The sequence below is a fragment of the Ferrovibrio sp. genome, assembly GCF_041906005.1.
Classification (GTDB): domain Bacteria; phylum Pseudomonadota; class Alphaproteobacteria; order Ferrovibrionales; family Ferrovibrionaceae; genus Ferrovibrio.
On record NZ_JAYRJY010000001.1, the window covers coordinates 3,193,360 to 3,217,051 of the forward strand.

The 23,692-nt window shown below is 64.2% G+C and carries 24 protein-coding genes; 18 read left to right on the forward strand and 6 right to left on the reverse strand.

All coding sequences use genetic code 11. From position 1 onward, the window contains the following. Positions 1–30 precede the first annotated feature (30 nt). Positions 31–1,005 carry a LysR family transcriptional regulator gene (locus ACE3OO_RS15680; protein ID WP_374304371.1) on the forward strand — a complete coding sequence of 325 codons (975 nt, stop codon included), beginning with the start codon at positions 31–33 and terminating at the stop codon, positions 1,003–1,005. Here the strand turns inward: ACE3OO_RS15680 and ACE3OO_RS15685 are convergent. After that, positions 1,002–2,213 carry an NADP-dependent isocitrate dehydrogenase gene (locus ACE3OO_RS15685; RefSeq protein WP_374304372.1) on the reverse strand — a complete coding sequence of 404 codons (1,212 nt, stop codon included), beginning with the start codon at positions 2,211–2,213 and terminating at the stop codon, positions 1,002–1,004. The genes ACE3OO_RS15680 and ACE3OO_RS15685 overlap by 4 nt on opposite strands. 182 nt (positions 2,214–2,395) lie before the next feature. After that, the gene (locus ACE3OO_RS15690; RefSeq protein WP_374304373.1) at positions 2,396–2,980 is read right to left on the reverse strand and encodes a TIGR00730 family Rossman fold protein; all 585 of its coding nucleotides are present in this window, start codon (positions 2,978–2,980) and stop codon (positions 2,396–2,398) included. A gap of 223 nt (positions 2,981–3,203) precedes the next feature. On the opposite strand from ACE3OO_RS15690, the gene ACE3OO_RS15695 reads away from it, so the two are divergent. After that, positions 3,204–3,659, forward strand: a complete 456-nt coding sequence (locus ACE3OO_RS15695) for a cytochrome c (protein ID WP_374304374.1) — start codon at positions 3,204–3,206, stop codon at positions 3,657–3,659. A 70-nt stretch (positions 3,660–3,729) separates the two neighbouring features. Here the strand turns inward: ACE3OO_RS15695 and ACE3OO_RS15700 are convergent, their stop codons facing one another. Beyond that, a complete protein-coding gene (locus ACE3OO_RS15700) occupies positions 3,730–4,608 on the reverse strand; it encodes a cytochrome c (protein ID WP_374304375.1) in 879 nt (292 codons plus the stop codon). A 179-nt stretch (positions 4,609–4,787) separates the two neighbouring features. Between ACE3OO_RS15700 and ACE3OO_RS15705 the strand changes: the two genes are divergently transcribed. The 9 genes from ACE3OO_RS15705 to guaA all read left to right on the forward strand — a co-directional run bounded on the left by ACE3OO_RS15705 (position 4,788) and on the right by guaA (position 13,999). Then, positions 4,788–5,819, forward strand: coding sequence for a LysM peptidoglycan-binding domain-containing protein (locus tag ACE3OO_RS15705; RefSeq protein ID WP_374304376.1), 1,032 nt, complete (start codon positions 4,788–4,790; stop codon positions 5,817–5,819). 171 nt (positions 5,820–5,990) lie between these two features. Further along, positions 5,991–7,037 carry a Ppx/GppA phosphatase family protein gene (locus ACE3OO_RS15710; RefSeq protein ID WP_374304377.1) on the forward strand — a complete coding sequence of 349 codons (1,047 nt, stop codon included), beginning with the start codon at positions 5,991–5,993 and terminating at the stop codon, positions 7,035–7,037. Continuing rightward, positions 7,034–7,714, forward strand: a complete 681-nt coding sequence (locus ACE3OO_RS15715; RefSeq protein ID WP_374304378.1) for an RlmE family RNA methyltransferase — start codon at positions 7,034–7,036, stop codon at positions 7,712–7,714. The genes ACE3OO_RS15710 and ACE3OO_RS15715 overlap by 4 nt, the downstream gene beginning before the upstream one ends. A gap of 105 nt (positions 7,715–7,819) precedes the next feature. Beyond that, the gene (locus ACE3OO_RS15720) at positions 7,820–8,536 is read left to right on the forward strand and encodes a transglutaminase family protein (protein WP_374304379.1); all 717 of its coding nucleotides are present in this window, start codon (positions 7,820–7,822) and stop codon (positions 8,534–8,536) included. Positions 8,537–8,551: 15 nt separating this feature from the next. Further along, positions 8,552–10,015 carry an IMP dehydrogenase gene (gene guaB, locus ACE3OO_RS15725; protein ID WP_374304380.1) on the forward strand — a complete coding sequence of 488 codons (1,464 nt, stop codon included), beginning with the start codon at positions 8,552–8,554 and terminating at the stop codon, positions 10,013–10,015. Positions 10,016–10,021: 6 nt separating this feature from the next. Next, complete coding sequence (locus tag ACE3OO_RS15730; RefSeq protein ID WP_374304381.1) at positions 10,022–11,314, forward strand: RsmB/NOP family class I SAM-dependent RNA methyltransferase; 1,293 nt, start codon at positions 10,022–10,024, stop codon at positions 11,312–11,314. A gap of 44 nt (positions 11,315–11,358) precedes the next feature. After that, positions 11,359–11,874, forward strand: a complete 516-nt coding sequence (locus tag ACE3OO_RS15735; protein ID WP_374304382.1) for a tetratricopeptide repeat protein — start codon at positions 11,359–11,361, stop codon at positions 11,872–11,874. A gap of 13 nt (positions 11,875–11,887) precedes the next feature. Then, positions 11,888–12,361 (forward strand): tetratricopeptide repeat protein, encoded by a 474-nt coding sequence (locus tag ACE3OO_RS15740; protein ID WP_374304383.1) that lies wholly within the window; start codon positions 11,888–11,890, stop codon positions 12,359–12,361. 78 nt (positions 12,362–12,439) lie between these two features. Further along, positions 12,440–13,999, forward strand: coding sequence for a glutamine-hydrolyzing GMP synthase (guaA, locus tag ACE3OO_RS15745; protein WP_374304384.1), 1,560 nt, complete (start codon positions 12,440–12,442; stop codon positions 13,997–13,999). Positions 14,000–14,039: 40 nt separating this feature from the next. Here guaA and ACE3OO_RS15750 read toward each other — a convergent pair whose 3' ends face one another. Beyond that, positions 14,040–14,678, reverse strand: a complete 639-nt coding sequence (locus ACE3OO_RS15750) for a TetR/AcrR family transcriptional regulator (RefSeq protein WP_374304385.1) — start codon at positions 14,676–14,678, stop codon at positions 14,040–14,042. Between the two features lie 124 nt (positions 14,679–14,802). On the opposite strand from ACE3OO_RS15750, the gene ACE3OO_RS15755 reads away from it, so the two are divergent. The 3 genes from ACE3OO_RS15755 (at position 14,803) to ACE3OO_RS15765 (ending at position 19,505) form a co-directional block, all read left to right on the forward strand. Further along, entirely contained in the window at positions 14,803–15,912 is a 1,110-nt protein-coding gene (locus ACE3OO_RS15755) for an NAD-dependent epimerase/dehydratase family protein (protein WP_374304386.1), read from the forward strand. 139 nt (positions 15,913–16,051) lie between these two features. After that, positions 16,052–17,680: an ABC-F family ATP-binding cassette domain-containing protein gene (locus ACE3OO_RS15760; protein WP_374304387.1), complete on the forward strand. Its 1,629-nt coding sequence runs from the start codon at positions 16,052–16,054 to the stop codon at positions 17,678–17,680. A gap of 283 nt (positions 17,681–17,963) precedes the next feature. Next, a complete protein-coding gene (locus tag ACE3OO_RS15765; RefSeq protein ID WP_374304388.1) occupies positions 17,964–19,505 on the forward strand; it encodes a reverse transcriptase domain-containing protein in 1,542 nt (513 codons plus the stop codon). A gap of 104 nt (positions 19,506–19,609) precedes the next feature. Here the strand turns inward: ACE3OO_RS15765 and ACE3OO_RS15770 are convergent, their stop codons facing one another. Next, on the reverse strand, positions 19,610–20,011 hold the full coding sequence (locus tag ACE3OO_RS15770) for a RidA family protein (protein WP_374304389.1): 402 nt from the start codon (positions 20,009–20,011) through the stop codon (positions 19,610–19,612). Positions 20,012–20,122: 111 nt separating this feature from the next. On the opposite strand from ACE3OO_RS15770, the gene ACE3OO_RS15775 reads away from it, so the two are divergent. Next, complete coding sequence (locus ACE3OO_RS15775; RefSeq protein ID WP_374304390.1) at positions 20,123–21,043, forward strand: LysR family transcriptional regulator; 921 nt, start codon at positions 20,123–20,125, stop codon at positions 21,041–21,043. 30 nt (positions 21,044–21,073) lie between these two features. Here ACE3OO_RS15775 and ACE3OO_RS15780 read toward each other — a convergent pair whose 3' ends face one another. Next, positions 21,074–21,544 carry a VOC family protein gene (locus ACE3OO_RS15780; RefSeq protein WP_374304391.1) on the reverse strand — a complete coding sequence of 157 codons (471 nt, stop codon included), beginning with the start codon at positions 21,542–21,544 and terminating at the stop codon, positions 21,074–21,076. Between the two features lie 181 nt (positions 21,545–21,725). On the opposite strand from ACE3OO_RS15780, the gene purT reads away from it, so the two are divergent. The 3 genes from purT to ACE3OO_RS15795 are packed head-to-tail and all read left to right on the forward strand — an operon-like array spanning position 21,726 to position 23,691. Next, a complete protein-coding gene (purT, locus tag ACE3OO_RS15785) occupies positions 21,726–22,907 on the forward strand; it encodes a formate-dependent phosphoribosylglycinamide formyltransferase (RefSeq protein ID WP_374304392.1) in 1,182 nt (393 codons plus the stop codon). Positions 22,908–22,917: 10 nt separating this feature from the next. Continuing rightward, a complete protein-coding gene (locus ACE3OO_RS15790) occupies positions 22,918–23,316 on the forward strand; it encodes a RidA family protein (protein WP_374304393.1) in 399 nt (132 codons plus the stop codon). A 21-nt stretch (positions 23,317–23,337) separates the two neighbouring features. Continuing rightward, entirely contained in the window at positions 23,338–23,691 is a 354-nt protein-coding gene (locus tag ACE3OO_RS15795; protein ID WP_374304394.1) for an ArsC family reductase, read from the forward strand. Position 23,692 lies beyond the last annotated feature (1 nt).

Here is a 23,692-nt window from a genome sequence, read left to right on the forward strand (position 1 = left end):
TGCAAACGGGCAAATGGTTATGCTGATGCCATGCAGGACTGGAACGACCTTCGGCTGGTGCTGGCCATCGGCCGCGCAACGACCCTGGCCGGCGCAGCAGCCGCGCTCGGCATCAATCACTCGACCGCCTTCCGCCGGCTTGGCGCGCTTGAAACGGCCATGGGCGTGCGGCTGTTCGAACGCCTGCCCGGCGGGATGTATGCGCCCACTGCGGCCGGGGAACACATGGTCGCGGCGGCAGAGCGGATCGAAACCGAGGCCGCGGCGCTGGACCGGGAGATCGCTGGCCGCGATCACAGCCTGACGGGCCGTTTGCGCGTGACGGCTTCCGAAACGCTGGCCTATCGGGTGCTGACCGGTCAGATCGCCCGCTTCCACGCCATCCATCCCGGCATCAGCATCGAACTGCTGATCGATAATCGCATCCTGAGTTTGTCGCGCCGCGAAGCCGATATTGCCCTGCGCGTGATGCGGCCGAAGGAGGGCGATCTCTACGGCCGCAAGCTGGCCGATATTGCCTGGTCGGTTTACGCCTCGAAAGGTCTGGCCGAAACCCTGCCGGTCATCCGCGACCTGCGGTTCGAGCATCTGCCCATGATCGGCTGGGAAAGCGGTGTCACCGGCATCAATACGGCCGACTGGCTGGCGCGGCGCGGCGCCGACGCCAGCACGATCTACCGGACGAACAGCGTGGTGAATCAGCTTGTCGCCACCAGAGCCGGCATCGGCGTGGCGGTGCTGCCCTGCTATCTGGGCGATCCGGAGCCGGATCTGGTCAGGCTGGTGCCGCAGCCGATCCCGGCCCTGGACCGCGAATTATGGATCGTCACCCACGAGGATCTGCGCGGCACCGCGCGTGTGCGGGCATTTTTCGATGTGGTCGGAGGAGGCATCATCGCCTCCCGCAACCTGCTGGCAGGTGTTGTCGGACGGCAGGAAAAGAAAAACGGCGGGGAGCGATCTGCTCCCCGCCGCAAACGGGTGACAGGCAAAGCGCGGACTTAGGCCAGCGCTTTCTTCAGGTTCTCGTCGATCTTGTCGAGGAACTTCTGGGTGGTCAGCCAGGGCTGGTCCTTCGAGATCAGGATGGCCAGGTCCTTGGTCATGAAGCCGGCTTCCACCGTCTCGATGCAGACCTTCTCCAGCGTCTTGGCGAACTTGTCCAGATCGGCGTTGTTGTCCAGCTTGGCGCGATGCATCAGGCCGCGCGTCCAGGCGAAGATCGAGGCGATCGGATTGGTCGAGGTCTCGCGGCCGGCCTGGTGTTCGCGATAGTGGCGCGTCACAGTGCCGTGGGCGGCCTCGGCTTCCACCGTCTTGCCGTCCGGCGTCATCAGCACGCTGGTCATCAGGCCCAGCGAACCGAACCCCTGCGCCACAACGTCCGACTGCACGTCGCCATCGTAGTTCTTGCAGGCCCAGACGAACTTGCCCGACCACTTGATGGCGCAGGCCACCATGTCGTCGATCAGGCGGTGTTCGTAGGTGATGCCGGCGGCCTTGAACTTGTCGGCGAACTCGGCGTTGAACACCTCTTCGAACAGGTCCTTGAAACGGCCGTCATAGGCTTTCAGGATCGTGTTCTTGGTCGACATATAAAGCGGCCAGCCGCGGGCCAGCGAATAATTCATGCTGGCGCGGGCGAAGTCGCGGATCGAGTCATCCAGGTTGTACATCGCCATGGCGACGCCGCTGCTGGGGGCCTTGAAGACCTCCTTCTCGATCACCTTGCCGTCCTCGCCGACGAACTTGATGGTCAGCGTGCCCTTGCCGGGGAAGCGGAAGTCGGTGGCGCGATACTGGTCGCCGAAGGCATGGCGGCCGACCACAATCGGGTCGTTCCAGTGCGGCACCAGGCGTGGCACGTTCTTGCAGATGATCGGCTCGCGGAAGATCGTGCCGCCCAGGATGTTGCGGATGGTGCCGTTCGGCGACTTCCACATTTCCTTCAGATTGAATTCCTTCACGCGGGCTTCGTCCGGCGTGATGGTGGCGCATTTCACGCCGACGCCATGCTTCAGGATGGCATGGGCGGAATCGATGGTGACCTGGTCGTTGGTCTTGTCGCGGTATTCGACGCCGAGATCGAAATAGAGCAGATCCACGTCGAGATAGGGAAGGATCAGCTTCTCCTTGATGAACTTCCAGATGATCCGGGTCATCTCGTCGCCGTCGAGTTCGACGACCGGATTCTTCACCTTGATTTTCGCCATAAGACAGATCCCTCCACGGTCTCGGTTACGTTTCGTCAGGTGGCCGGACCCTAGCAAAGCGGGCCGGCCGGGCAAAGGCCTTCGCCCCGGCAAGGCGGGTGGATTTAAACTCTAGGCCGGGCGAGAAAAGATCAAAGTCCCGCCATTGCCCATGGTTCCGTGGCGAAAGGCGGGCGACCGGCTCAGATCCGGCTGGGGGTGGCCGGGCGCTCGGGTGCCGGCTCGGCCAGCAGGGCGGCTACCACGGCTTCGGCATCGTCCACCACGGTAAACAGGTTGCTGGTGGTGCGGCGGGCAAAGCCGCGTTCGATCACGGCCTCCACCAGAGCCAGCAGGGGGTGCCAGTAGTCTTCCGTGTTCAGCACGATGATCGGCTTGTCATGCAGCTTGAGCTGCCGCCAGGTCACCACTTCGAAGAATTCGTCCAATGTGCCCACGCCACCCGGCATGGCGATGAAGGCATCCGACATGTCGACCATCATGCGTTTGCGGGTATGCATGCTGTCGACGACATGCAGTTCGGTCAGGCCGGTATGGCCCACTTCCCAGTCATGTAGGTGATTGGGGATGATGCCGACCACTTCGCCGCCGGCCTTCATCGCGGCATCGGCGATTACGCCCATCAGGCCGATGCGGCCGCCGCCATAGATCAGGCGGATGCCGTTCTCGGCGAGGCGACGCCCCAGGATCTGGGCCTGGGCTGTGTAGATCTGGCTCTCGCCGAGGCTCGAGCCGCAATAGACGCAGACAGAGCGGATGGCGGTCATCGCGGGTCCAAACGAACTGGGAGGTGGCTTGTTCAGGGTGGGGATGGGTAGCCGATTCTGCCCGCCGGCGCCAGCGCCAGTATCTCGGCTACTGTTACCTGTGGGTAACACGTGTTGAATTCTTCGTGAGGATTGAATGACTTGTCGTCGATCCGCCGCAGACCGGGTATACAGGATTCCGGCCCGGTACAGCAGACGGGTCTCTAACGCAGGGAAAAATCACATGGCAACATGGCATAAGGCGGTTCTGGCGGCGGTTCTGGGCGTCGCGGTGACTGCGGGGGCTGGTCTGGCGGTGGCGCAGGCCGACGTCATCAAGGCCCGTCAGGACGGCATGAAGGCGCAGGGCGCCGCCATGGCGGCGATCAAGAAGGTGGTGGACGAAAACGGCCCGGCGGCCAATGCCGTTGCCCCGGCCGAGACGATTGCCGCCACGGCCGCGAAGATCCCGGGCCTGTTCCCCCAGGGCTCGGACAAAGGCGCCGAGACCTGGGCCAAGCCGGAAATCTGGGCGAACTGGGCCGATTTCGAGAAGCAGGCGGCAGCCAGCAAGGCGGCAGCCGAGAAACTGGCCGCTTCGGCCAAGGCCGGCAACATGGATGCGGTGAAGGCTGACTTTGCCGCGCTGGGCGGTACCTGCGGCTCCTGCCACCGCCCGTATCGTACGCCCAAGAGCTGATCTGTCGTTTTAGGCAGTGCAGTATCGACGGGCCGGCTTTTGCCGGCCCGTTTTTTATTGCGGTCGGATTTTATTGGGGCTTGCGCGGCCGGTGGTCGATCGGCGGCAGGGATTTCAGATACGTCGCCATGGCCAGCCGGTCCTCGGCGGTCAGGTATTTGGTGCTCTGCTCGATCACGTCGCCCATCAGGCCGCCGGTGAAATCGCCCTCCGGCGTCATGCCACTGCCCAGGAAATCGGCGATGTCCTTCTCGCTCCACCGGCCGATCCCGGTGGCTGGATGCGGCGTGATGTTGGGCACTGATTTGCCTTCGGCGCCATCGGTCGAGCCGGCGAACATCATGTCGGATTTCAGGCCGCCCAGCGGATTGCGCTGGGTGTGGCATTCGCTGCAATGGCCCAGCGCGTTGACCAGATAGGCACCGCGGTTCCAGGCCGCGGATTTCGCCGCATCGGCGATCATGGGCTTGCCGTCGAAATACAGGAACTTCCAGCCCCAGACCGCCATGCGCAGGTTGAACGGGAATGGTACGTCATGCGGCTTGTTCTGCTGTTTCACCGGCGGCTGCGCCCGCAAATAGGCCCACAATGCCCGCATGTCGGCGTCGCTGATCTTGGCGAATGCGGTGTATGGGAAGGAAGGGAAATAGTTTTCACCGGCCGGCGACAGGCCCTGACGCATTGCCCGCACGAAATCGGCCTCGCTCCAGCGGCCGATGCCGGTTTCCGGGTCCGGGGTGATGTTGGGCGAATAGAAGGTGCCGAATGGTGTCGGCAGGCCCCGTCCACCGGCCAGGGGCTGGCCCTTGCCCTTGGTGTCGGTATGACACTCGAAGCAGCCGCCCGCACGGAAAACATAGGCGCCGTATTGCACCGGATCGTCGCGATTTGGGGTGCCAGACGGCGTCTGGGCCACGCCGACGCTGGCATGGATCAGGGTCAAAGCCATCGCTGCGAGCAGGAACCGTAAGCAGGGGCGGGGCAGGGAGCGGTCGTGGCGCATGGCGGGTGGGAAAACGGCTGTTGGTAAGGATTTGCAAACTCTGAACAAGTTAGAGGTGTTGCGGGTCCTCTGGCGAGGACTTAATCTCGTTCGTCGTTCACAATTTGGCTAGCCGGGATAATACGGTGCGGGGCAGTCGTTTCTTCTTCATCCTTCTCGGCGTTGCTGTCCTGGGCATCCTGGCAGTGATCTTCTTCGGCGCCGATCCCAACAAACGCGGCATGACTCCGCAGGCCAACATTCCGGCGCCGCCGCCGGTGCCGGCCGCGCCCACGCCGCCGCCGGCGGACAGCGTCGCCAAGATGCCGCCCAGCTTCGACGTGGTGCGGATCAGCCGGAACTGCACCTCCGTTTTCGCCGGCCGTGCCATGGCGGGCTCGGTGGTGGTGGTCAAGACCGGCCAGCGCGAACTGGGCCGCGTGACGGCCGACAGTCGCGGCGAATGGGTGCTGGTCCCCGACCTGCCGCTGGAAAAGGGCAACCAGGAATTCGTGCTGGAATCCCAGATGCAGGGTCAGGAACCGATCAAGGCCGAGGCCAGCGTGGTTGCCGTGGTGCCCGAATGCCAGCCAGGCGAGGGCGGCGAACAGGCGATTGCCGTGCTCACGCCGCTGAAAGGCGCCAGCCGCCTGCTGCAGCGTCCCGATGGTCCGCTTGACCCGGCCCGCAAGGGCCTGGCGCTGGATGCCATCGAATATGACCAGACCGGCAATCTGATCCTGTCCGGCCGTGCCCAGCCCGGCGCCACCGTGCAGATCTATCTCAATAACGAGCCGATCGGGGTTGCCACCGCCGACAAGAACGGCCGCTGGACCATGCGGCCGGAAAAGCCGGTTGATCCGGGCATCTACTCCCTGCGTGTCGATCAGGTCGAGCAGGCCGGCGGCAAGGTCGCCTCCCGCCTGGAATTGCCCTTCAGCCGGGCCCGGCCGGAAGACATCAAGTTCAACGATGACGGTTCCAGCGTCGTGGTCCAGCCCGGCAACAGCCTGTGGCGCATCGCCCGCCGGCTGTATGGCGAAGGCCCGCTCTATACCGAGATTTACCGCGCCAATCAGTCCCAGATCCAGGATCCCGACCTGATCTATCCGGGCCAGATCTTCACGCTGCCCCGCAATGGCAGCACGGCGCCGGCGGCCCCGAAAGCCCAGAACTGATCCGGCCTGCGGGCCGGATCCCCCGGTCAGATCACTGGCCGGATCGGCGGGATTGGCCATTTGGCAGCCTTAACCGCGGGCGCGCGGCAGGCTACACTGGCGCCATGAACTCAATTTCCACGATCTGCCGGGCTGCATCGCCCCGGATCGGGTGCGTCGAAGGATGGTTGCGTGACAATTGATGCGCCTGACGCGAAGCCGGGCATGGCTGCCGGGGTGCCGCCGCAGGGCATCGCGCCGATCTTTGCCGCGCTCGACCTGGGCACCAACAACTGCCGTCTGCTGATTGCCCGGCCGCATCGCGACGGTTTCCGGGTGATCGAGGCATTCTCGCGCATCGTTCGTCTGGGCGAGGGTCTGTCGGTTTCCGGCCAGTTGTCGGATGCCGCGATGGCGCGCACCATCGATGCGTTGAAGATCTGTTCGGAGAAGATGGCGCGTCGCGGCGTGGCCGTTGCCCGTGCGGTCGCCACCGAAGCCTGCCGCCGTGCCGGCAACGGGGCTGAATTCCTGCACGAGGTGAAGATCGCCACCGGCATCCAGCTCGATATCATCTCGACGGCGGAAGAAGCGCGGCTGGCACTCACCGGCTGTGCCCCCCTGCTGGAACCGCCCCATCGCGAGGCCATCGTGTTCGATATCGGCGGTGGCTCCACCGAGATTCTCTGGGCGAAACTGCCCGGCGGTGGCCGTACCGAGGTGATCGACTGGATTTCGCTGCCCTATGGCGTGGTGAACCTGACCGAGCGTTTCGGCCCCGGCGACCATGACAGCGGCAGTTACGAACGCATGATCGAGGAAGTCTCGGCCGTGCTGCGTCCCTTCGAGGAAAAGCATCGCTTGAGCGAGAAGCTGAAAAGCGGCGCCGTGCAGGTGCTGGGCACGTCCGGCACCGTCACCACCCTGGCCGGCGTTCTGCTGGGCCTGCCACGCTATGAACGCCGCCATGTGGATGGCTGCTGGCTCGATTTTCCCACCGTGATCGAACAGTCGCACAAACTGGCGGCGCAGAGTGTGCCCGAACGCGCCCTGCATCCCTGCATCGGCGAGGAGCGGGCAGACCTGGTGGTGGCCGGCTGTGCCATCCTGGAATCGCTCTATCGCTTCTGGCCGGCCCAGCGCCTGCGCGTGGCCGATCGCGGTGTGCGCGAAGGCGTGCTGGTGGAACTGATGCGGCAGTCGCGCCAGAACGGGAACCGCAACAGGGGGCGGCGATGACCGCGCCACCGCGCAAGTCCGGGCTGAAGGTGCGGGTGAAAACCGCGCGCGGGCGCACCGTGGGCCAGGCGCGCTGGCTGCAGCGTCAGCTCAACGACCCTTACGTGCAGGCGGCCAAGAGCGAAGGCTGGCGCAGCCGCGCCGCCTACAAGCTGATCGAGCTGGACGAGAAATACAAATTGCTCAAGCCGGGCATGCGCGTGGTCGATCTGGGCGCGGCGCCCGGCGGCTGGACCCAGGTGGCGGTGAAGCGCGTGAAGGCGGGCGACGCGGCCGGCGGCTTCGTGCTGGGTGTCGACATCAACCCGGTCGACCCCATCGTGGGCGCCACGCTGATGCAGCAGGATTTCCTGGCCGAGGACGCCGACCACAAGGTGATCGAGGCGTTGGGCGGCAAGGCCGATCTGGTGCTCTCCGACATGGCGGCGCCGGCCACCGGCCATCGCCAGACCGACCATATCCGCATCATGATGCTGTGCGAGGCGGCGCTGGATTTCGCCCTGCGGGTGCTCAATCCGGGCGGCGCCTTCGTCGCCAAGGTGCTGCGCGGCGGCACCGAGAACGAGCTGCTCAACACCATGAAACGGGATTTCCGCACCGTGCGGCATGTCAAACCGCCGGCCAGCCGGGCGGATTCGGCCGAATCCTACGTCATCGCCACCGGCTTCCGCGGCTAACCCCCCTAAAAGCCGGCAGCTTTTGGTGCTGGACCCGGCGGCGAAGAGGGGCTATATCCTCCGCGGCAAGGACACACTTCACTCCCTTCAGGAGCCGCCTTGCCAATGGCCGCGTCGGACCTTTCCGAGCCCGCGGTGGACCCGGCATACCTTGCCGCCACCCCTTTCATCGATAGCGATCATGCGGCCGTGCGCGCGCTGGCCCGCGAAGCAGTGGGTGACGAGACCGATCCCAAGGCCAAGGCGATCCGGCTTTATTACACGGTGCGCGACCGCTTCCTCTACGATCCCTACAGCGTCGAAGTCAGCCATGACGGCATGCGCGCCTCGGGTGTGATCGAGCGCGGCAAGGGCTTTTGCGTCAACAAGGCGATCCTGCTGGCCGCCGTGGCGCGCGCCGAGGGCATTCCGTCGCGGCTCGGCCTGGCGGATGTGAAGAACCATCTGGCTACTGAACGTCTGCGCGCCCAGATGGGCACCGATATCTTTTACTATCACGGCTACACGGAACTCTTCATCGACGGCAAATGGGTGAAGGCCACGCCGGCCTTCAATCTGGCGCTCTGCGAAAAATTCCGCGTGCTGCCGCTGGACTTCGATGGCGAGACGGACTCGGTGTTCCACCCCTTCGATGCCGACAACCGCCGCCACATGGAATACGTGGCCGACCGTGGCAGCTTCGCCGACCTGCCGTTCGCCGAATGGCGCGACGCCATGCTGACGCATTATCCCGACCTGATGAAGGAAGAGCGCAGTGGTGGCGACTTCGCCGCCGAGGCGGCTGCCGAGAATAACAATAAGCCCCAGACCAAATCCGCGTGATCCAAGGAGTATCCCATGCAGTTCCGTGAAGCCTATACCTTCGATGACGTGTTGCTGGAGCCGGCGGCGTCCAGCGTGCTGCCGACCGAAGTGGATACCCGTACGCGGCTCACGCGGACCATCGAGCTTGGCATCCCGCTGATCTCGGCGGCGATGGATACCGTGACCGAGGCGCGCATGGCGATTGCCATGGCCCAGGCTGGCGGCATCGGCGTGATCCACAAGAATCTGACCATCGAGGAACAGGCCCGCGAAGTCGCCGCCGTGAAGAAGTTCGAATCCGGCATGGTGGTGAATCCGCTCACCATCCGGCCCGATGCCACGCTGGCCGACGCGCTGGCGCTGATGGAGCGCCATGGCATCCATGGCATCCCGGTGACCGAGACGCAGGGCGGCAAGCTGGTCGGTGTGCTGACCAACCGTGACGTGCGCTTTGCCACCGACATGAGCCAGCCGGTGCACGAATTGATGACCAAGCATCCGCTGATCACCGTGCGCGAGGGCGTCACCATCGGCGAGGCCAAGCGGCTGCTGCATCAGCACCGCATCGAAAAGCTGCTGGTGGTGGACGAGGCCTATCGCTGCGTTGGCCTGATCACGGTGAAGGATATCGAAAAGGCCCGCCTGCATCCCAATGCCTGCAAGGACGAGCAGGGCCGGCTGCGCTGCGCCGCCGCCGTCTCCACCGGCGCCGATGGCCTGGAGCGCGCGCAGGAGCTGATGAATAACGGCGTCGACGTGCTGATCGTCGATACCGCGCACGGCCATTCCAGCCGCGTGCTGGAAACGATCATGGCGATCAAGAAGGTGTCCAACCGGACCCAGGTGATCGGCGGCAATGTCGCCACCAGCGAAGGCACCAGGGCCCTGATCGATGCCGGTGTGGATGCCGTGAAGGTCGGCATCGGCCCGGGTTCGATCTGCACCACGCGCATCGTGGCCGGTGTCGGCGTGCCGCAGCTTACCGCCGTGGCCGATGCGGTGGCCATCGCCGAGAAGGCCGGCATCCCGATCATCGCCGATGGCGGCATCAAGTTTTCGGGCGACCTCGCCAAGGCGATCGCCGCCGGCGCCAGCGCCTGCATGATCGGTTCGCTGCTGGCCGGCACCGACGAGGCGCCGGGCGAGGTGTTCCTGTATCAGGGCCGCTCGTACAAATCCTATCGCGGCATGGGCTCGATCGGCGCCATGGGTCGCGGTTCGGCAGATCGCTATTTCCAGCAGGAAGTGGGCGACAAGCTGAAGTTGGTGCCCGAAGGCATCGAGGGCCGCGTCGCCTACAAGGGCCCGGCCGGCACCATCCTGCACCAGCTGGTCGGCGGCCTGCGTGCCGCCATGGGCTATACCGGCAATGCCACGCTGGATGCGATGCGCAAGAACTGCAGGTTCATCCGCATCACCTCGGCCGGCCTGCGCGAAAGCCATGTGCATGACGTGGCGATCACCCGCGAGGCACCCAATTACCGGCAGGAGAATTAAGTCTCGATGACGCCGGCCGCGCGCCTGGCCGCCAGCATCGAAATCATCGCCGAGATACTGGACCGCGCGGCCGCGGCTGACCGCGTGGTGGCCGAGTGGCAGCGGCGCAGCCGCTATGCCGGCGCGAAAGACCGCCGCGCCGTCGCCGAGCAGGTCTATGCCGTTCTGCGCGAGCAGGGCATGCGGCGCTGGCGCGTGCAGCAGGCCGGCGCCGAACTCACGCCGCGTCTGCTGGTCTTCGCCGATGCCGCCACACCGCTGCATGTCTGGCGCCAGCTCTGCGACGGCAGCCGCTACGCCCCGCCGCCGATCAGCGAGGATGAAGCCGCTGCCCTCTCGCGCCTGCCATCGGACGAAGACGCACCGCTCTGGGCACGCGGCAACCTGCCGCCATCGGTGGCCGAGATGGTGCAGCGGGCTTTCGGCGCCGATACCGAAATGGAACTGGCCGCGCTGAACGGTCGCGCACCGCTGGACCTGCGTGTCAACACGCTGAAGACCAACCGCACCATCGTGCTGGAGCAGTTGCAGGCCGATGGCATCACGGCGGCCATCACCCCGTTTTCGCCGTTGGGCATCCGCATCCCGGAACGCGTCCGGCTGGAGATGAACGATCTTTATCGCGACGGCCTGATCGAACCGCAGGACGAAGCGGCCCAGCTGGCCGGCCTGCTGGTGGATGCCCGGCCGGGCGAGGTGGTGGTGGATCTCTGCGCCGGGGCTGGCGGCAAGACCTTGCTGCTGGCCGCCTGCATGCGCAACCAGGGCGAACTCCATGCCGCCGACAACGACCAGCGTCGCATCGACCGTCTGATCCCGCGCCTGGAGCGCGCCGGCGTGCGGAACGTGACGGTGCATCCGGCCGATGCCATGCCGGATCTGCTGCGCAAGCTGGAAGGCCAGGTCGACCGCGTGCTGCTGGATGTGCCCTGCTCGGGCAGCGGCACCTGGCGGCGCAACCCCGAGGCGCGCTGGCGCTACGATCCCGCCAGTCTGGACGAAGTGCTGCGGCGCCAGCGCGGCCTGCTGACCGATGGCGCGCGGCTGGTGCGGCCCGGCGGCCGCCTGGTCTATGCCACCTGCTCGATCCTGCCTGCCGAAAATGGCGAGCAGGCCGACTGGTTCCTCAACCATCACGGGGAATTTACGGCCCTGCCGCTGGCCGAGGCCTGGGGGGCGGCTATAACGGACTCCCGTATGCGTTCCGGGACCCGGCTGTCCCTGACCCCCTACCGCCATGGCACCGACGGATTTTTCGCCGCCGCCTTCCGGCGGACGGGTGCAGGGGTGGCCGCATGAAGCCCGGGACGGATATAGTGCCATCCGCATCGAGGAGCTTCACGATGTCTGCGCCCCGTATCCTGCCAGTTGCCCTGCCAGCCGCCCTGCTGGCCGCCGTTTTCAGCTTTTCCCCGGTTCCCTTGCCGGGTCTTTCCGTGGCGCCGGCCCATGCCGCCGGCAGCAGCGATCCGGCCCCCGCCGCCAAGCCGGCCGATCCGAACTTCACCGAAGGCCGCAAGGCCATCGACGCCAAGAATTTCAGCGCGGCGATCCCGCTGTTCCAGGCGGTGGTGGCCAGGGATGCCCAGAATGCCGATGCCTATAACTGGCTGGGCTATGCCTATCGCAACCTGGGCAATTACGAGCAGTCCTTCGCCAGCTACACCAAGGCGCTGCAGATCGATCCGCGCCATCGCGGCGCCCATGAATATATCGGCGAGGCGTATCTCAAGACCAACCAGCTTGAGAAAGCCGAGGAACATCTCAAGCGCCTCGACAGCCTGTGCGTGTTCGGCTGCGCCGAATATACCGAGCTGAAAAACAAGATCGCGGCCTACAAGGCCGGCAAGCCGAGCTGAGGGAGGGCAAGCCATGTCGATCCTGCGCCATCTGCTTCTCGCCATTCTGCTGGCCCTGTCGCCCGCTGCTGCCTTCGCCATGGGCAGCAACGATCCGGCGCCAGCCGCGAACCGGCCGGTGGATCCGAATTTCACCGAAGGCCGCAAGGCCATCGATGCCAAGGACTTCGCCGCCGCCATCCCGCTGTTCCAGGCGGTGGTGGCCAAGGACGACAGGAATGCCGACGCCTTCAACTGGCTGGGCTATGCCCTGCGCAACCAGGGCGACTACGAGAAAGCCTTCATCGCCTATAACAAGGCGCTGGAGATCGACCCCAAGCATCGCGGCGCCCATGAATATATCGGCGAGGCGTATCTCAAGACCAACCAGCCGGACAAGGCCGAGGAGCATCTGAAACGGCTGAGCAGCCTATGCACCTTCGGCTGCGCCGAGTATACGGAACTGAAAAACAAGATCGCCGCCTACAGGGCGGCCAAGCCAAGCTGAAGCAAGCAGGCTGAAGCAGGGGCCCCCGACCGGGGGCCTCTTCGCTTCGGCCCCAACCACAGGAGCGGAAGTACCCCGATGGCGGAGCGTATTCTCATTGTCGATTTCGGATCGCAGGTCACCCAGCTGATTGCCCGCCGCGTGCGCGAGGCCGGTGTGTATTGCGAGATCGTTCCGTTCCAGAAGGCGGCCGAAGCCCTGACGGCCGAAAGCCCCCATGGCGAACTGAAAGGCATCATCCTCTCCGGCGGCCCGGCCTCCACCACCGAGGAATTCTCGCCCCGCGCGCCGCAGGCCGTGTTCGAACGCAACCTGCCGGTTTTCGGCATCTGCTACGGCGAGCAGACCATCTGCACCCAGCTCGGCGGCCAGGTCGAGACCGGCCATCACCGCGAATTCGGCCGCGCCTTCCTTGAGATCAAGGACGATTGCGGCCTGTTCGACGGCGTCTGGGGCAAGGGCGAAAAGCACCAGGTGTGGATGAGCCACGGCGACAAGATCACCAAGATCCCCGATGGTTTCCGCGTGGTGGGTGTCAGCGACGGTTCGCCCTATGCCGCCATCGCCGACGACAAGCGCAAGATCTACGCCGTGCAGTTCCACCCCGAGGTGATGCACACCCTGGACGGCGCCAAGCTGCTGCGCAACTTCGTGCGCAAGGTGGCGGGTTGCTCGGGCGAATGGAGCATGAAGGGTTACCGCGCCGAGGCGATTGCCAAGATCCGCGCCCAGGTCGGCAAGGGCCGGGTGATCTGCGGCCTGTCGGGCGGTGTCGATTCCTCGGTGGCGGCGGTGCTGATCCACGAGGCCATCGGCGAGCAACTCACCTGCGTCTTCGTCGACCACGGCCTGCTGCGCAAGGGCGAGGGCGAGCAGGTGGTGCAGCTCTTCCGCGAGCATTACAACATCCCACTGATCCACAAGGATGCCTCGCAGCTTTTCCTGAGCAAGCTGGCCGGCGTCTCCGACCCCGAGACCAAGCGCAAGACCATCGGCGCGCTGTTCATCGACGTGTTCGAGGAAGAGGCCAAGAAGATCGGCGGCGCCGAATTCCTGGCGCAGGGCACGCTTTATCCCGACGTGATCGAAAGCATCAGCTTCCATGGCGGTCCCAGCGTCACCATCAAGTCGCACCACAATGTGGGCGGCCTGCCCGAGCGCATGAACATGAAGCTGGTCGAGCCCCTGCGCGAGCTGTTCAAGGACGAGGTGCGCGACCTGGGCCGCGAACTCGGCCTGCCCGAAAGCCTGGTCGGCCGGCATCCCTTCCCGGGCCCGGGCCTCGCCATCCGCATTCCCGGCGACATCACGAAGGAAAAGCTCGACCTGCTGCGCGAGATCGACGCGGTCTATCTCGATGAAATCCGCAAGTCAGGACTGTATGACGATATCTGGCAGGCTTTCGCCGTGCTGCTGCCGGTGCGCACCGTGGGTGTGATGGGCGATGGCCGCACCTACGACCAGGCCTGCGCTTTGCGCGCCGTCACCTCCACCGACGGCATGACGGCGGATTACTATCCGTTCCCGCACGACTTCCTCGGCCGCGTCGCCACCCGCATCATCAACGAGGTGAAGGGCGTGAACCGCGTGACCTACGACATCACCTCCAAGCCGCCGGGCACGATCGAGTGGGAGTGACGTCCGCCAGTCATCTCTGCCCCCGCTGCAAGGCGGGCGGTTAGCCTTCCGAGCCGGCCTGTCCGTACAGCATGCCGGCACGGAAGGCCGCGACAAGGCTGCGGACCACATTCCTTGCCATCGCCTCGGTCGGCAGGCCGGCCTTTACGGCGGCCTCGACATGAGCCGGGTGCACGAACACGGTCAGGGCGTCCCGCACCACAACGGCCGCGATCGTCACATCGTCGATCTTGAATTCCCGTCGCTTGATGCCGTCGGCCAGGATCTGGGCTATGAGCGCCGTCATCGCGCGGGCATAAGCCGCGATGATGTCTGGCCGCTCCTCCATGACGCGCCGGTAAAGTTGATAGACCTCCGGGTCGCCCGCGAAACGCTCGCGCTTGCGGGCATGCAGGGCGAGCACCATGGCCTCCAGCCGTTCGGCCGCCGGGCCATCCACATCCACGAAGCGCCGCGCCATTTCCTCTTCGTCGCGCATGGCTTCCGCCACCACGGCATCGAAGATTTCCGCCTTGGAGCGGAAGTGGCGATAGATCGTGGTATGCGACGTCCCGAGGGCGCGGGCGATATCGACGACATTCGTCTTCGCCTCGCCAAAGCGCCTCAACTGGGTGCGGGCAGCGTCGAGAATCTGTTCCCGGAAGGAGGGGTCATCACTGGGGGGACGAGGGGCCTGCATGACCGGAAGTTTTAAGGGACCGGGACGCTGGATGCAACGACGAACAAATTATATAAAATGTTCGTTGAATATTGTCCGAATCCTCCTATAGTCAGGTGCATCACCGCCCAACCCGGAGGCTTTCATGCAGAATCCCAGTTCACAGACCGCGCCACCGACCGCGCCACCGACCGCGGCAGCACCGCGCGCCGCTTTCGTCACCGGCGGCTCGGGCTTCGTCGGCTCCCGCCTGATCGCGCTCCTCGTCAGCTGTGGCTGGCAGGTGAAAGGGCTGGCGCGCAGCCCGGAGGCGATGGAAGCGGTGCACCGGGCAGGCGCCATCCCGGTGCAGGGCGATCTCACGGACGCGTCCGCCCTGCGCTCCGGAATGGAGGGCTGCGAGGCTGTTTTCCACGTCGCCGCGCATTTCAAACTCTGGGGGCCGCGCGCCGTCTTCGACCGCGTGAATGTCGAGGGGACCCGTGCAGTTGTGGATGCTGCGATTGCGACGAGTGGCTTGCGTCGCGTGGTTGCCGTCAGCGCCGCGGCCGTCGTGATGGGCGATCCGGAACCGATGGCCGAGGCGGATGAGAGGCTTCCGCTCCAGACCCGCGGCTTCGCGCCCTATTCATCCTCGAAGGCCGAAGGCGAGCGCCTGCTGCTGGCCGCCAATAACCGCCGGCCAGGCTTCGAGACCATCGCCATCCGTCCGCCCTTTATCTGGGGTCCGGATATGCCAACCCTCGATCACATGGTCGAAACCGTGCAGGCCGGGCGTTTCCAGTGGGTCGGCGGCGGCGGGCAGGCCATGTCCACCTGCCATGTCGACAATCTCTGCCAGGCGCTGCTGCTGGCCGTCGACAATGGTCGGGGCGGCGAGGCCTACTTTGTATCCGACGGAGAGAACGGCACGCTGAAGGGCGTCATCTCGGCGTTGCTGGCCACGCGTGGCGTGGTGCCGAAAGACCGGGCCGTGCCGTTCCGCCTGGCCTGGATGATGGCGGGCATCATGGGTGCGGCATGGCGTTTGCTGGGGCGTGGCGGCGAGCCACCCATTACGCGCCAGATGCTGCGTCTGATCGGCAAGCCGTTCACCATCAGTATCGCCAAGGCGCGCGCAGACCTTGGCTACGTGCCGCGCGTGAGCTTTGCCGAAGGAATTGCCGCCATGGGACGCGGCACGCCTGCCGTGCAAGCAGTGCCCGGCTTGGGGCAACCGGCGCCGGCACCGGCACTCACACCGGCCGCGCCCTGACCCGGGCGGCCGCCTGCTGGGCATCGGGCCTGCAACTGGATATTTGTCACCGGTCCTGATAGGGCATCCCCGGGCCGCCTGCGCGGCCCGGGCTCTTGGAGATGTCCATCCGCCTGTATTTTCCAGCTTGTACGGACCCATGATTCGTCTCGATAACGTCAGTAAGCAGCACGGCCACCAGATTCTGTTCATCGATGCCTCGATGGGCCTCCAGAAGGGGGAGAAGGCTGGGCTGGTCGGGCCGAACGGCGCCGGCAAGTCCACGCTGTTCCGCATGATCGTCGGCGACGAGAAGCCCGACGATGGCCAGGTGTCGATCGATACCGGCATGACCATCGGCTATTTCAACCAGGATGTCGGTGAGATGTCGGGCCAGAGCGCCGTCGCCGCCGTGATGGATGGCGTCGGGCCGGTCAGCGCGCTGGCCGCCGAGATGGCGCAGCTTGAGGCCGCCATGGTCGACCCGGATCAGGCCGACCAGATGGAAGCCCTGATCGAGCGTTATGGCGAGGTGCAGGCGCGGTTCCAGGAGCTGGACGGCTATGCGCTGGAGGCGAAGGCGCGCGAGGTGCTGGCGGGCTTGAGTTTCAGCCAGGAGCGCATGGACGGCGATGTGGGGCTGCTCTCGGGTGGCTGGAAGATGCGCGTGGCGCTGGCGCGTATTCTGCTGATGCGCCCGGACGGCATGCTGCTCGACGAGCCGAGCAACCATCTTGATCTCGAAAGCCTGATCTGGCTGGAAAGTTTTTTGAAGAACTACGACGGCGCGCTGCTGATGACCTCGCATGACCGCGAGTTCATGAACCGCATCGTCGGCAAGATCGTGGAGATCGACGGCGGCACGCTCACCACCTATTCCGGCAATTACGATTTCTACGACCAGCAGCGCGCGCTGAACGAGAAGCAGCGCCAGGCGCAGTTCGAGCGCCAGCAGGCGATGCTGGCCAAGGAGATCAAGTTCATCGAACGCTTCAAGGCGCGCGCCTCGCATGCCGCCCAGGTGCAGAGCCGGGTGAAGAAGCTGGACAAGATCGAAAAGATCGAGCCGCCGCGCCGGCGCCAGGCCGTGCAGTTCGAATTCCGCAGCCCACCGCGCTCGGGCGAAGATGTCGCGCTGTTCAAAAACGTGCACAAGGGCTATGGCAATCATGCGATCTATAGCGGGCTCGATTTCCAGGTGCGCCGCATGGAGCGCTGGTGCGTGCTGGGCGCCAATGGCGCGGGCAAATCCACGTTGCTGAAACTGGTGGCCGGCGATACCAAACCGGACCAGGGCACGGTCGCTTTGGGAAGCAGCGTGAAGATGGGTTATTTCGCCCAGCATTCGATGGACCTGCTGGACGGCGACGACACGATTTTCGAAACGCTGGACAAGGCGTTTCCGCAGGCCGGCCAAGGCACGCTGCGGACTCTCGCCGGCTGTTTCGGCTTCTCCGGCGACGATATCGAAAAGACCTGCCGCGTGCTGTCGGGCGGCGAGAAGGCGCGGCTGGTGATGGCGATGATGCTGTTCGACCCGCCGAACTTCCTGGTGCTCGACGAGCCGACCAACCATCTCGACATGGCGACCAAGGAGATGCTGGTGACCGCGCTCTCGAATTTCGAGGGCACCATGCTGTTCGTCTCGCATGACCGCCACTTCCTGGCCGCGCTCTCCAACCGCGTGCTGGAACTGACCCCCGAGGGCGTGCACCAGTTCACCGGCGGCTACACCGAATATGTGGCGCGCACCGGCCAGGAAGCGCCGGGGCTGCATCCGGGTGGTTGAGACGATCGGCGCTAGCTGGCCTTCGCCGGCACCCGCGCGATCACCTTGATCTAGAAATCTAAACTAGCCAGATTGAATCTGAGAGGATGTGATCTGGAAGATTCTTTCGGGATCTGTTATTTTTAAACAGCGAGGCCTCCCTTCGCATACGCGCTGTTGTAACTGCGGCGTAAGAGCTAAAGTCTGCACAAATCGGTGCGCGCCGGACTCTATGGATGCCTGGCGTGATTGGAAGGGAGGCCTCGTGCCGTATTGGGGGAATTTTTTCGGCCGGCCTATTCGCATGGCTATCCCAGCCGAACTTGAGGATGAGGCGGCGATTCTTGCCTATCTCGGGCTTAGTGCCGGCGAGCTCAAGAAAATTTGGTACTATCGCGGACGCATGTATCAGCATTTCTCGATCGCTAAGGGGCCCGATAAGATTCGGATGATTAGCGCCCCTGATGATCGGCTTAAGTTCCTCCAGCGCCAGCTCTCCACCAAGCTTAGTGAACTCTACCGGCCGCGCAATCCAGTCCATGGTTTCGTCGCTGACCGCTCGGTCAAGACTAACGCTATTGCCCATCTTCATCGGCGTTTTGTCATCAATATTGATCTCAAGGATTTTTTTCCCTCCATCACTCAGAACCGCGTAGAAGGAATGCTGACGTCGCTCGGCATTAATGCACGGGTAGCTGAGATCATCGCGCGCATCTGCTGTAATAACGGCCATTTGCCCCAAGGTGCGCCAAGCAGTCCAGTGCTATCAAATATGATTTGTTTCCGGCTCGACAAGAAGCTCCTAGACGTCGCCAAGAAAGCCCGCTGCATATACACTCGCTACGCCGATGACATCACCTTTTCGAGCTACCAGCCGCCGACTGCATTGTTCGAAGTAGGGTTGCCTCCAGCAGGGCACTTCGCACCGGAACTTCTTGCGGTGCAACTCCGTAGCCTCTTTCAGCAGAATGGGTTCATCATAAACCCGGATAAGACACATTATGCGGATCGCCATTCGCGACGCGTAGTCACTGGGGTCAAGATTAATGAGATGCTAAATGTGGACCGCCGTTACGTTCGGAATATTCGCGCGGCACTGCGCTCTATTGAGGTTCTTGGTATCGATGGTGCGGAGAAAAAATTCCGAGAACAACATGGTGGCCGCTCAGACCTAGCGTCATTCCTGCGCGGTAAGATTTCATACCTGACGCATATCAAAGGCTCAACCGATCCCGTGGTGCGTCATATTGCGCTACGTTTCAACAATTGTTTCCCCGCTCGACCGATCAAGGTATCTCCTACCGTGACCGAGATGCGTGATCGGTCAGTCTGGGTTGTGGATAATAATCACACGATTGAACAAGGCACCGCTTTCTTTCTGAAGGATGTTGGCTTGGTCACCGCAGAACATTGTCTAGGAGGCGCTGAGGAAGTCGAAGTCTTTCACCCATCAAAGCCGGCCAATAAATTCAGGGCACGCGTCTTGAGGGTTGACAAGCACCGCGATCTCGCGCTGCTTGAGCACAGTATTCCGATTACTGAATTTTTTGAACTTGAACGCTCGGCCCAAGTTGTTGCCCTAGGCGATCATTTAACTGCTATTGGCTATCCCGCATATTCACCCGGGGACAGCATCAACGTACGTGGTGGAACTGTTGCTTCCTTCAAAGTCCAGAGTTTGGTCGATTATATTGAGGTAACTCAAATTTTGGCGCAGGGCATGTCCGGCGGTCCGCTCATTGATACCAATAACAATGTTGTAGGTATCATCCACAAGGGCGGTCCGGGAGAGGGGCGTAACTTAGCCGTTGCCATAAAAATGTTGAATGATTGGCTCCTTGAATAGACTTTGAACGTCCAAGGTGCCCTTTTGGTGTGATGTTTTAATAATAAAAGATAGGCTGATGGCTCTCTTTTATTAGTCACACTTTTGCTATTTCTGCTTCAAGCTTAATTAGTTTTTGCCGGCAGCCTTGCAATGACCTTGATCTCGAAATCGAAGCCGGCGAGCCAGGTCACGCCGATTGCCGTCCAAGTCGGCCAGGGCGCTTCGCCGATTTCCTGCGCGCGCACGGCCATCACTGTCTCAAGCTGCTTTTCCGGATCGGTGTGGAAGCTGGTGACGTCCACCACGTCATCGAAACTGCAGCCGGCCGCCTGCAGCACGTCGCGCAGATTGGCGAAGGCTAGCTTCACCTGCCTGGCGAAATCCGGCTCGGGCGAGCCGTCGTCGCGGCTGCCCACCTGGCCCGAGACGAAGAGCAGGTCGCCGGAGCGGATCGCCGGCGAATACTGGTGCAGGTCGTAAAGCGCGTGGCGGTTGGCGGGGAAGACGGCGTCGCGTTTGGTCATATCCGGGTCCTTTCGATTGCTCTGGTCGGTTGCTCTGGCCCCGATATAGGCGATCCGGATTGTTCGGATTAGCCGTTGAATTCCGTATGGGTTGCTGCAAAATCGCCAGCAATGACCCGCCCCTCCCAGCGCCCCCCGCCGTCGCTCAACGACCTCGCCGCCTTCGTGGCGGTCGCCACCCATCGCAGCTTCCGCCGCGCGGCCGATCAGCTCGGCACCGCGCCCTCCACGCTCAGCCATGCCATGCGCGCGCTGGAGGAGCGGCTGGGCGTGCGGCTCTTGAACCGCACCACACGCAGCGTCGCGCCCACCGAGGCCGGCGCCGCGCTGCTCGGCCGCCTGCAATCGGCGCTCGGCGCGCTGGACGATGCGCTGGACAGCGTCGCCGCCTTTCGCGGCAGCGGCGCTATAGCTGGCACAGTGCGCATCAACACGCCGCGCCTGCCGGCGGCCCTGCTGGTGCGCGATGTACTGCCCGTGATGGCGCAGCGTTTCCCCGATGTCACCGTGGATATCGTGGTGGAGGGCCGGCTGGTGGATATCGTCTCCGGCGGCTTCGATGCCGGCGTGCGGCTCATGGGTTCGATTCCGCGCGACATGATCGCGGTGCCGTTCGGCCAGCCGGTGCGCTTCGTCTGCGTGGCGTCGCCGGCCTATCTCAAACGCGCCGGCACGCCGAAAACGCCCGACGAATTGCTACGGCATCGCTGCATCGGCCATCGCCTGCCGGGCGGCAAGCTCTATCGCTGGGAATTCGAGCGCGCCGGGCAGGGGATGACGGTGGATGCCCCCGCGTCCCTGATCCTCGACGACGAGGAACTGATGGTGGATGCCGCCCTGCGGGGGCTGGGCATCGCCTATGTGGTGGACATCGCCGCCGCAGCGGCGCTCAAGGCCGGGCGGCTGCGTCCGGTGCTGTCGGCCTGGATGGCGCCGGCGGAAGGCGTGGCGGTCTATTATCCCGGCCACCGCGCCGTGCCGCCGGCCCTGCGCGCCTTCCTCGATGTGGTGCGGGAGGTGGGGAAGGGCTGATCCTCCCGCTTCCAGTCAGCCCTTCGCCAGTCAGCCTTTCGCCGCCGCCTCCAGCGCGGCGATATCGAATTTCACCATCTTCAGCATCGCCTCGGTCACGCGCCTGGCCTTGGCCGGGTCCGGGTCGTTCATCAGCTCGCCCAGCCGTTTCGGCGCGATCTGCCAGCTCAGGCCCCAGCGGTCGCGCAGCCAGCCGCATTGCTCGGTCGCGCCGCCGTCTTTCAGGGCATCCCACAGGCGGTCGATCTCGGCCTGCGTGTCGCATTCCACCATGATCGAGAAGCTGTGGTTGAACGGATCGAGCGGCCCCGCCTCGATCGCCATGTAGCGCTGGTCGCCCAGGCTGAAGCTGGCGATCTTCACGCTGCCGGCCGGGCCGCTGGGTGTATCAGCCGGAACGGCCGAGATCCAGCCGACCGCCGAGCCGGGGATCAGCGAGGTATAGGCGCGGATCGCGCTTTCCATGTCCTTTTCGAACCAGAGATGCTGGGTGATCTTCATGAATGGCTCCCTGTATGGCGGCTGGCCCCCAAAGCCTGAAATCCGGGGCCGTGTCCCAAGGACGGGGCAGGGGCGGCCCTGCCGACAGGGCCCGCGAAAAAAATCGACCGGGGCCGACGCTGGCCGGGCAAGTTTCGGCCATTGTATGATGGCCGGAACACGCAACTGAGACTTCAGGACCATGGCTGCAACCAAGAAAATCCTCCTGCTCGGCTCGGGCGAGCTGGGCCGCGAATTCGTCATTTCCGCCAAGCGGCTCGGCGCCCATGTGGTGGCCTGCGATGCTTACGCCGGCGCACCGGCCATGCAGGTGGCCGACGAGCATGAGGTGTTTTCCATGCTGGATGGCGCGGCCCTGGGCGCCGCCATCGACAAGCACAAACCCGATTTCATCGTGCCCGAGGTTGAGGCCATCCGAACCGAGGTGCTGAAGGATTTCGAGGATCGCGGCTTCAACGTGGTGCCGTCGGCGCGCGCCACGCAGATGACCATGAACCGCGACCGCATCCGCGATGTGGCGGCCAACGAGCTGGGCCTGCCCACCTCGACATTCCTCTATGCCGAAAGCCTGGAGGAGATGCGCGACGCGGTGGCGAAGGTGGGCATCCCCTGCGTGGTGAAGCCGGTGATGTCATCCTCGGGCAAGGGCCAGAGCACGGTGAAGGCGCCGGGCGAGATCGACAAGGCCTGGGACTATGCCGTGGCCGGCATGCGCGGCGACCGCAAGCGCGTGATCGTCGAGGCGTTCATCGATTTCGATTACGAAATCACCCTGCTCACCATCCGCACGCGCCAGGGCGTGATCTTCTGCCCGCCCATCGGGCACCGGCAGGAACGCGGCGATTACCAGGAAAGCTGGCAGCCGACGCCGATGTCGCAGCGCGCGGTGGCCGAGGCCCAGCGCCAGGCCAAGGCCGTGGTCGACAACCTGGGCGGCTATGGCCTGTTCGGCGTGGAATTCTTCGTCAAGAACGACGAAGTGATCTTCTCCGAGCTGTCGCCACGCCCGCACGATACCGGCATGGTGACGCTGATCTCGCAGAACCTCACCGAATTCGACCTGCATGCCCGCGCCATCCTCGGCCTGCCGATCCCCAGCATCACCCAGCATGGCCCCAGCGCCTCGGCGGTGATCCTGGCCGACCGCGACGCCACCGATTTCAGCGTGGAGGGCCTGGCCGAGGCGCTGGTGCCATCCGCCACAGGCATCGACCTCGACCTGCGCATTTTCAACAAGCCCACCACGCGACCCTATCGCCGCATGGGCGTGGCGCTGGCGCTGGCGAGGCACGGCGATGTCGAGCAGGCCCGCGCGGCAGCAAAGGCGGCGGCGGCGAAAGTGAAGATCAGCTACAAGGCATGAGGCACGACCAATGACCATCGACCGCAGCAATCCACCGGGCCTGTCAAAGCCCACCGGCTACTCGCACATCGCCATCGTGCCGGCGGGGCGGCAGCTGCACATCTCCGGTCAGGTGGCGCTGGATGCGGCGGGCAACGTGGTGGGCAAGGGCGATATCGGCGCGCAGGCCGAACAGGTTTTCGCCAACCTGAAAATCGCCCTCGCCGCGGGCGGCGCGGATTTTTCCAAGGTGTTCAAGCTGGTCACCTATGTGGTGAACCTGACGCCCGACAAGCTGCCGCCGGTGCGCGCGGCGCGGGCGAAATATTTCGGCGACGGCCCCTATCCGGCCAGCACGCTGGTCGGCGTCACCGCCCTGGTGAATCCCGACCTGCTGCTGGAAGTGGAAGTCATCGCTGCGCTGGACTAAGACTGCGCTGGACTGACCGCCATGCCCATCACCATTTACGGCATCAAGAATTGCGACACGATGAAAAAGGCCTTCATCTGGCTGAAGGACCATGGCGTGGCGCATGAATTCCACGACTACAAGGCCAGCGGCATCGAAAAGACGAAGCTGGAAGCCTGGTGCAAGGTCGTGGGCTGGGAACTGCTGCTCAACCGCGCCGGCACAACGTTTCGCAAGCTGCCCGAGTCCGAGCGGGACGGCATCACCGAGAAGAAGGCCATCGCGCTGATGCAGGCGCAGCCCTCGATGATCAAGCGTCCGGTGCTGGAGCTGGGCGGCGGCAAATTGCTGGTCGGCTTCAAGCCCGAGCAATACGCGGCAGCGTTCAGGAAATAGG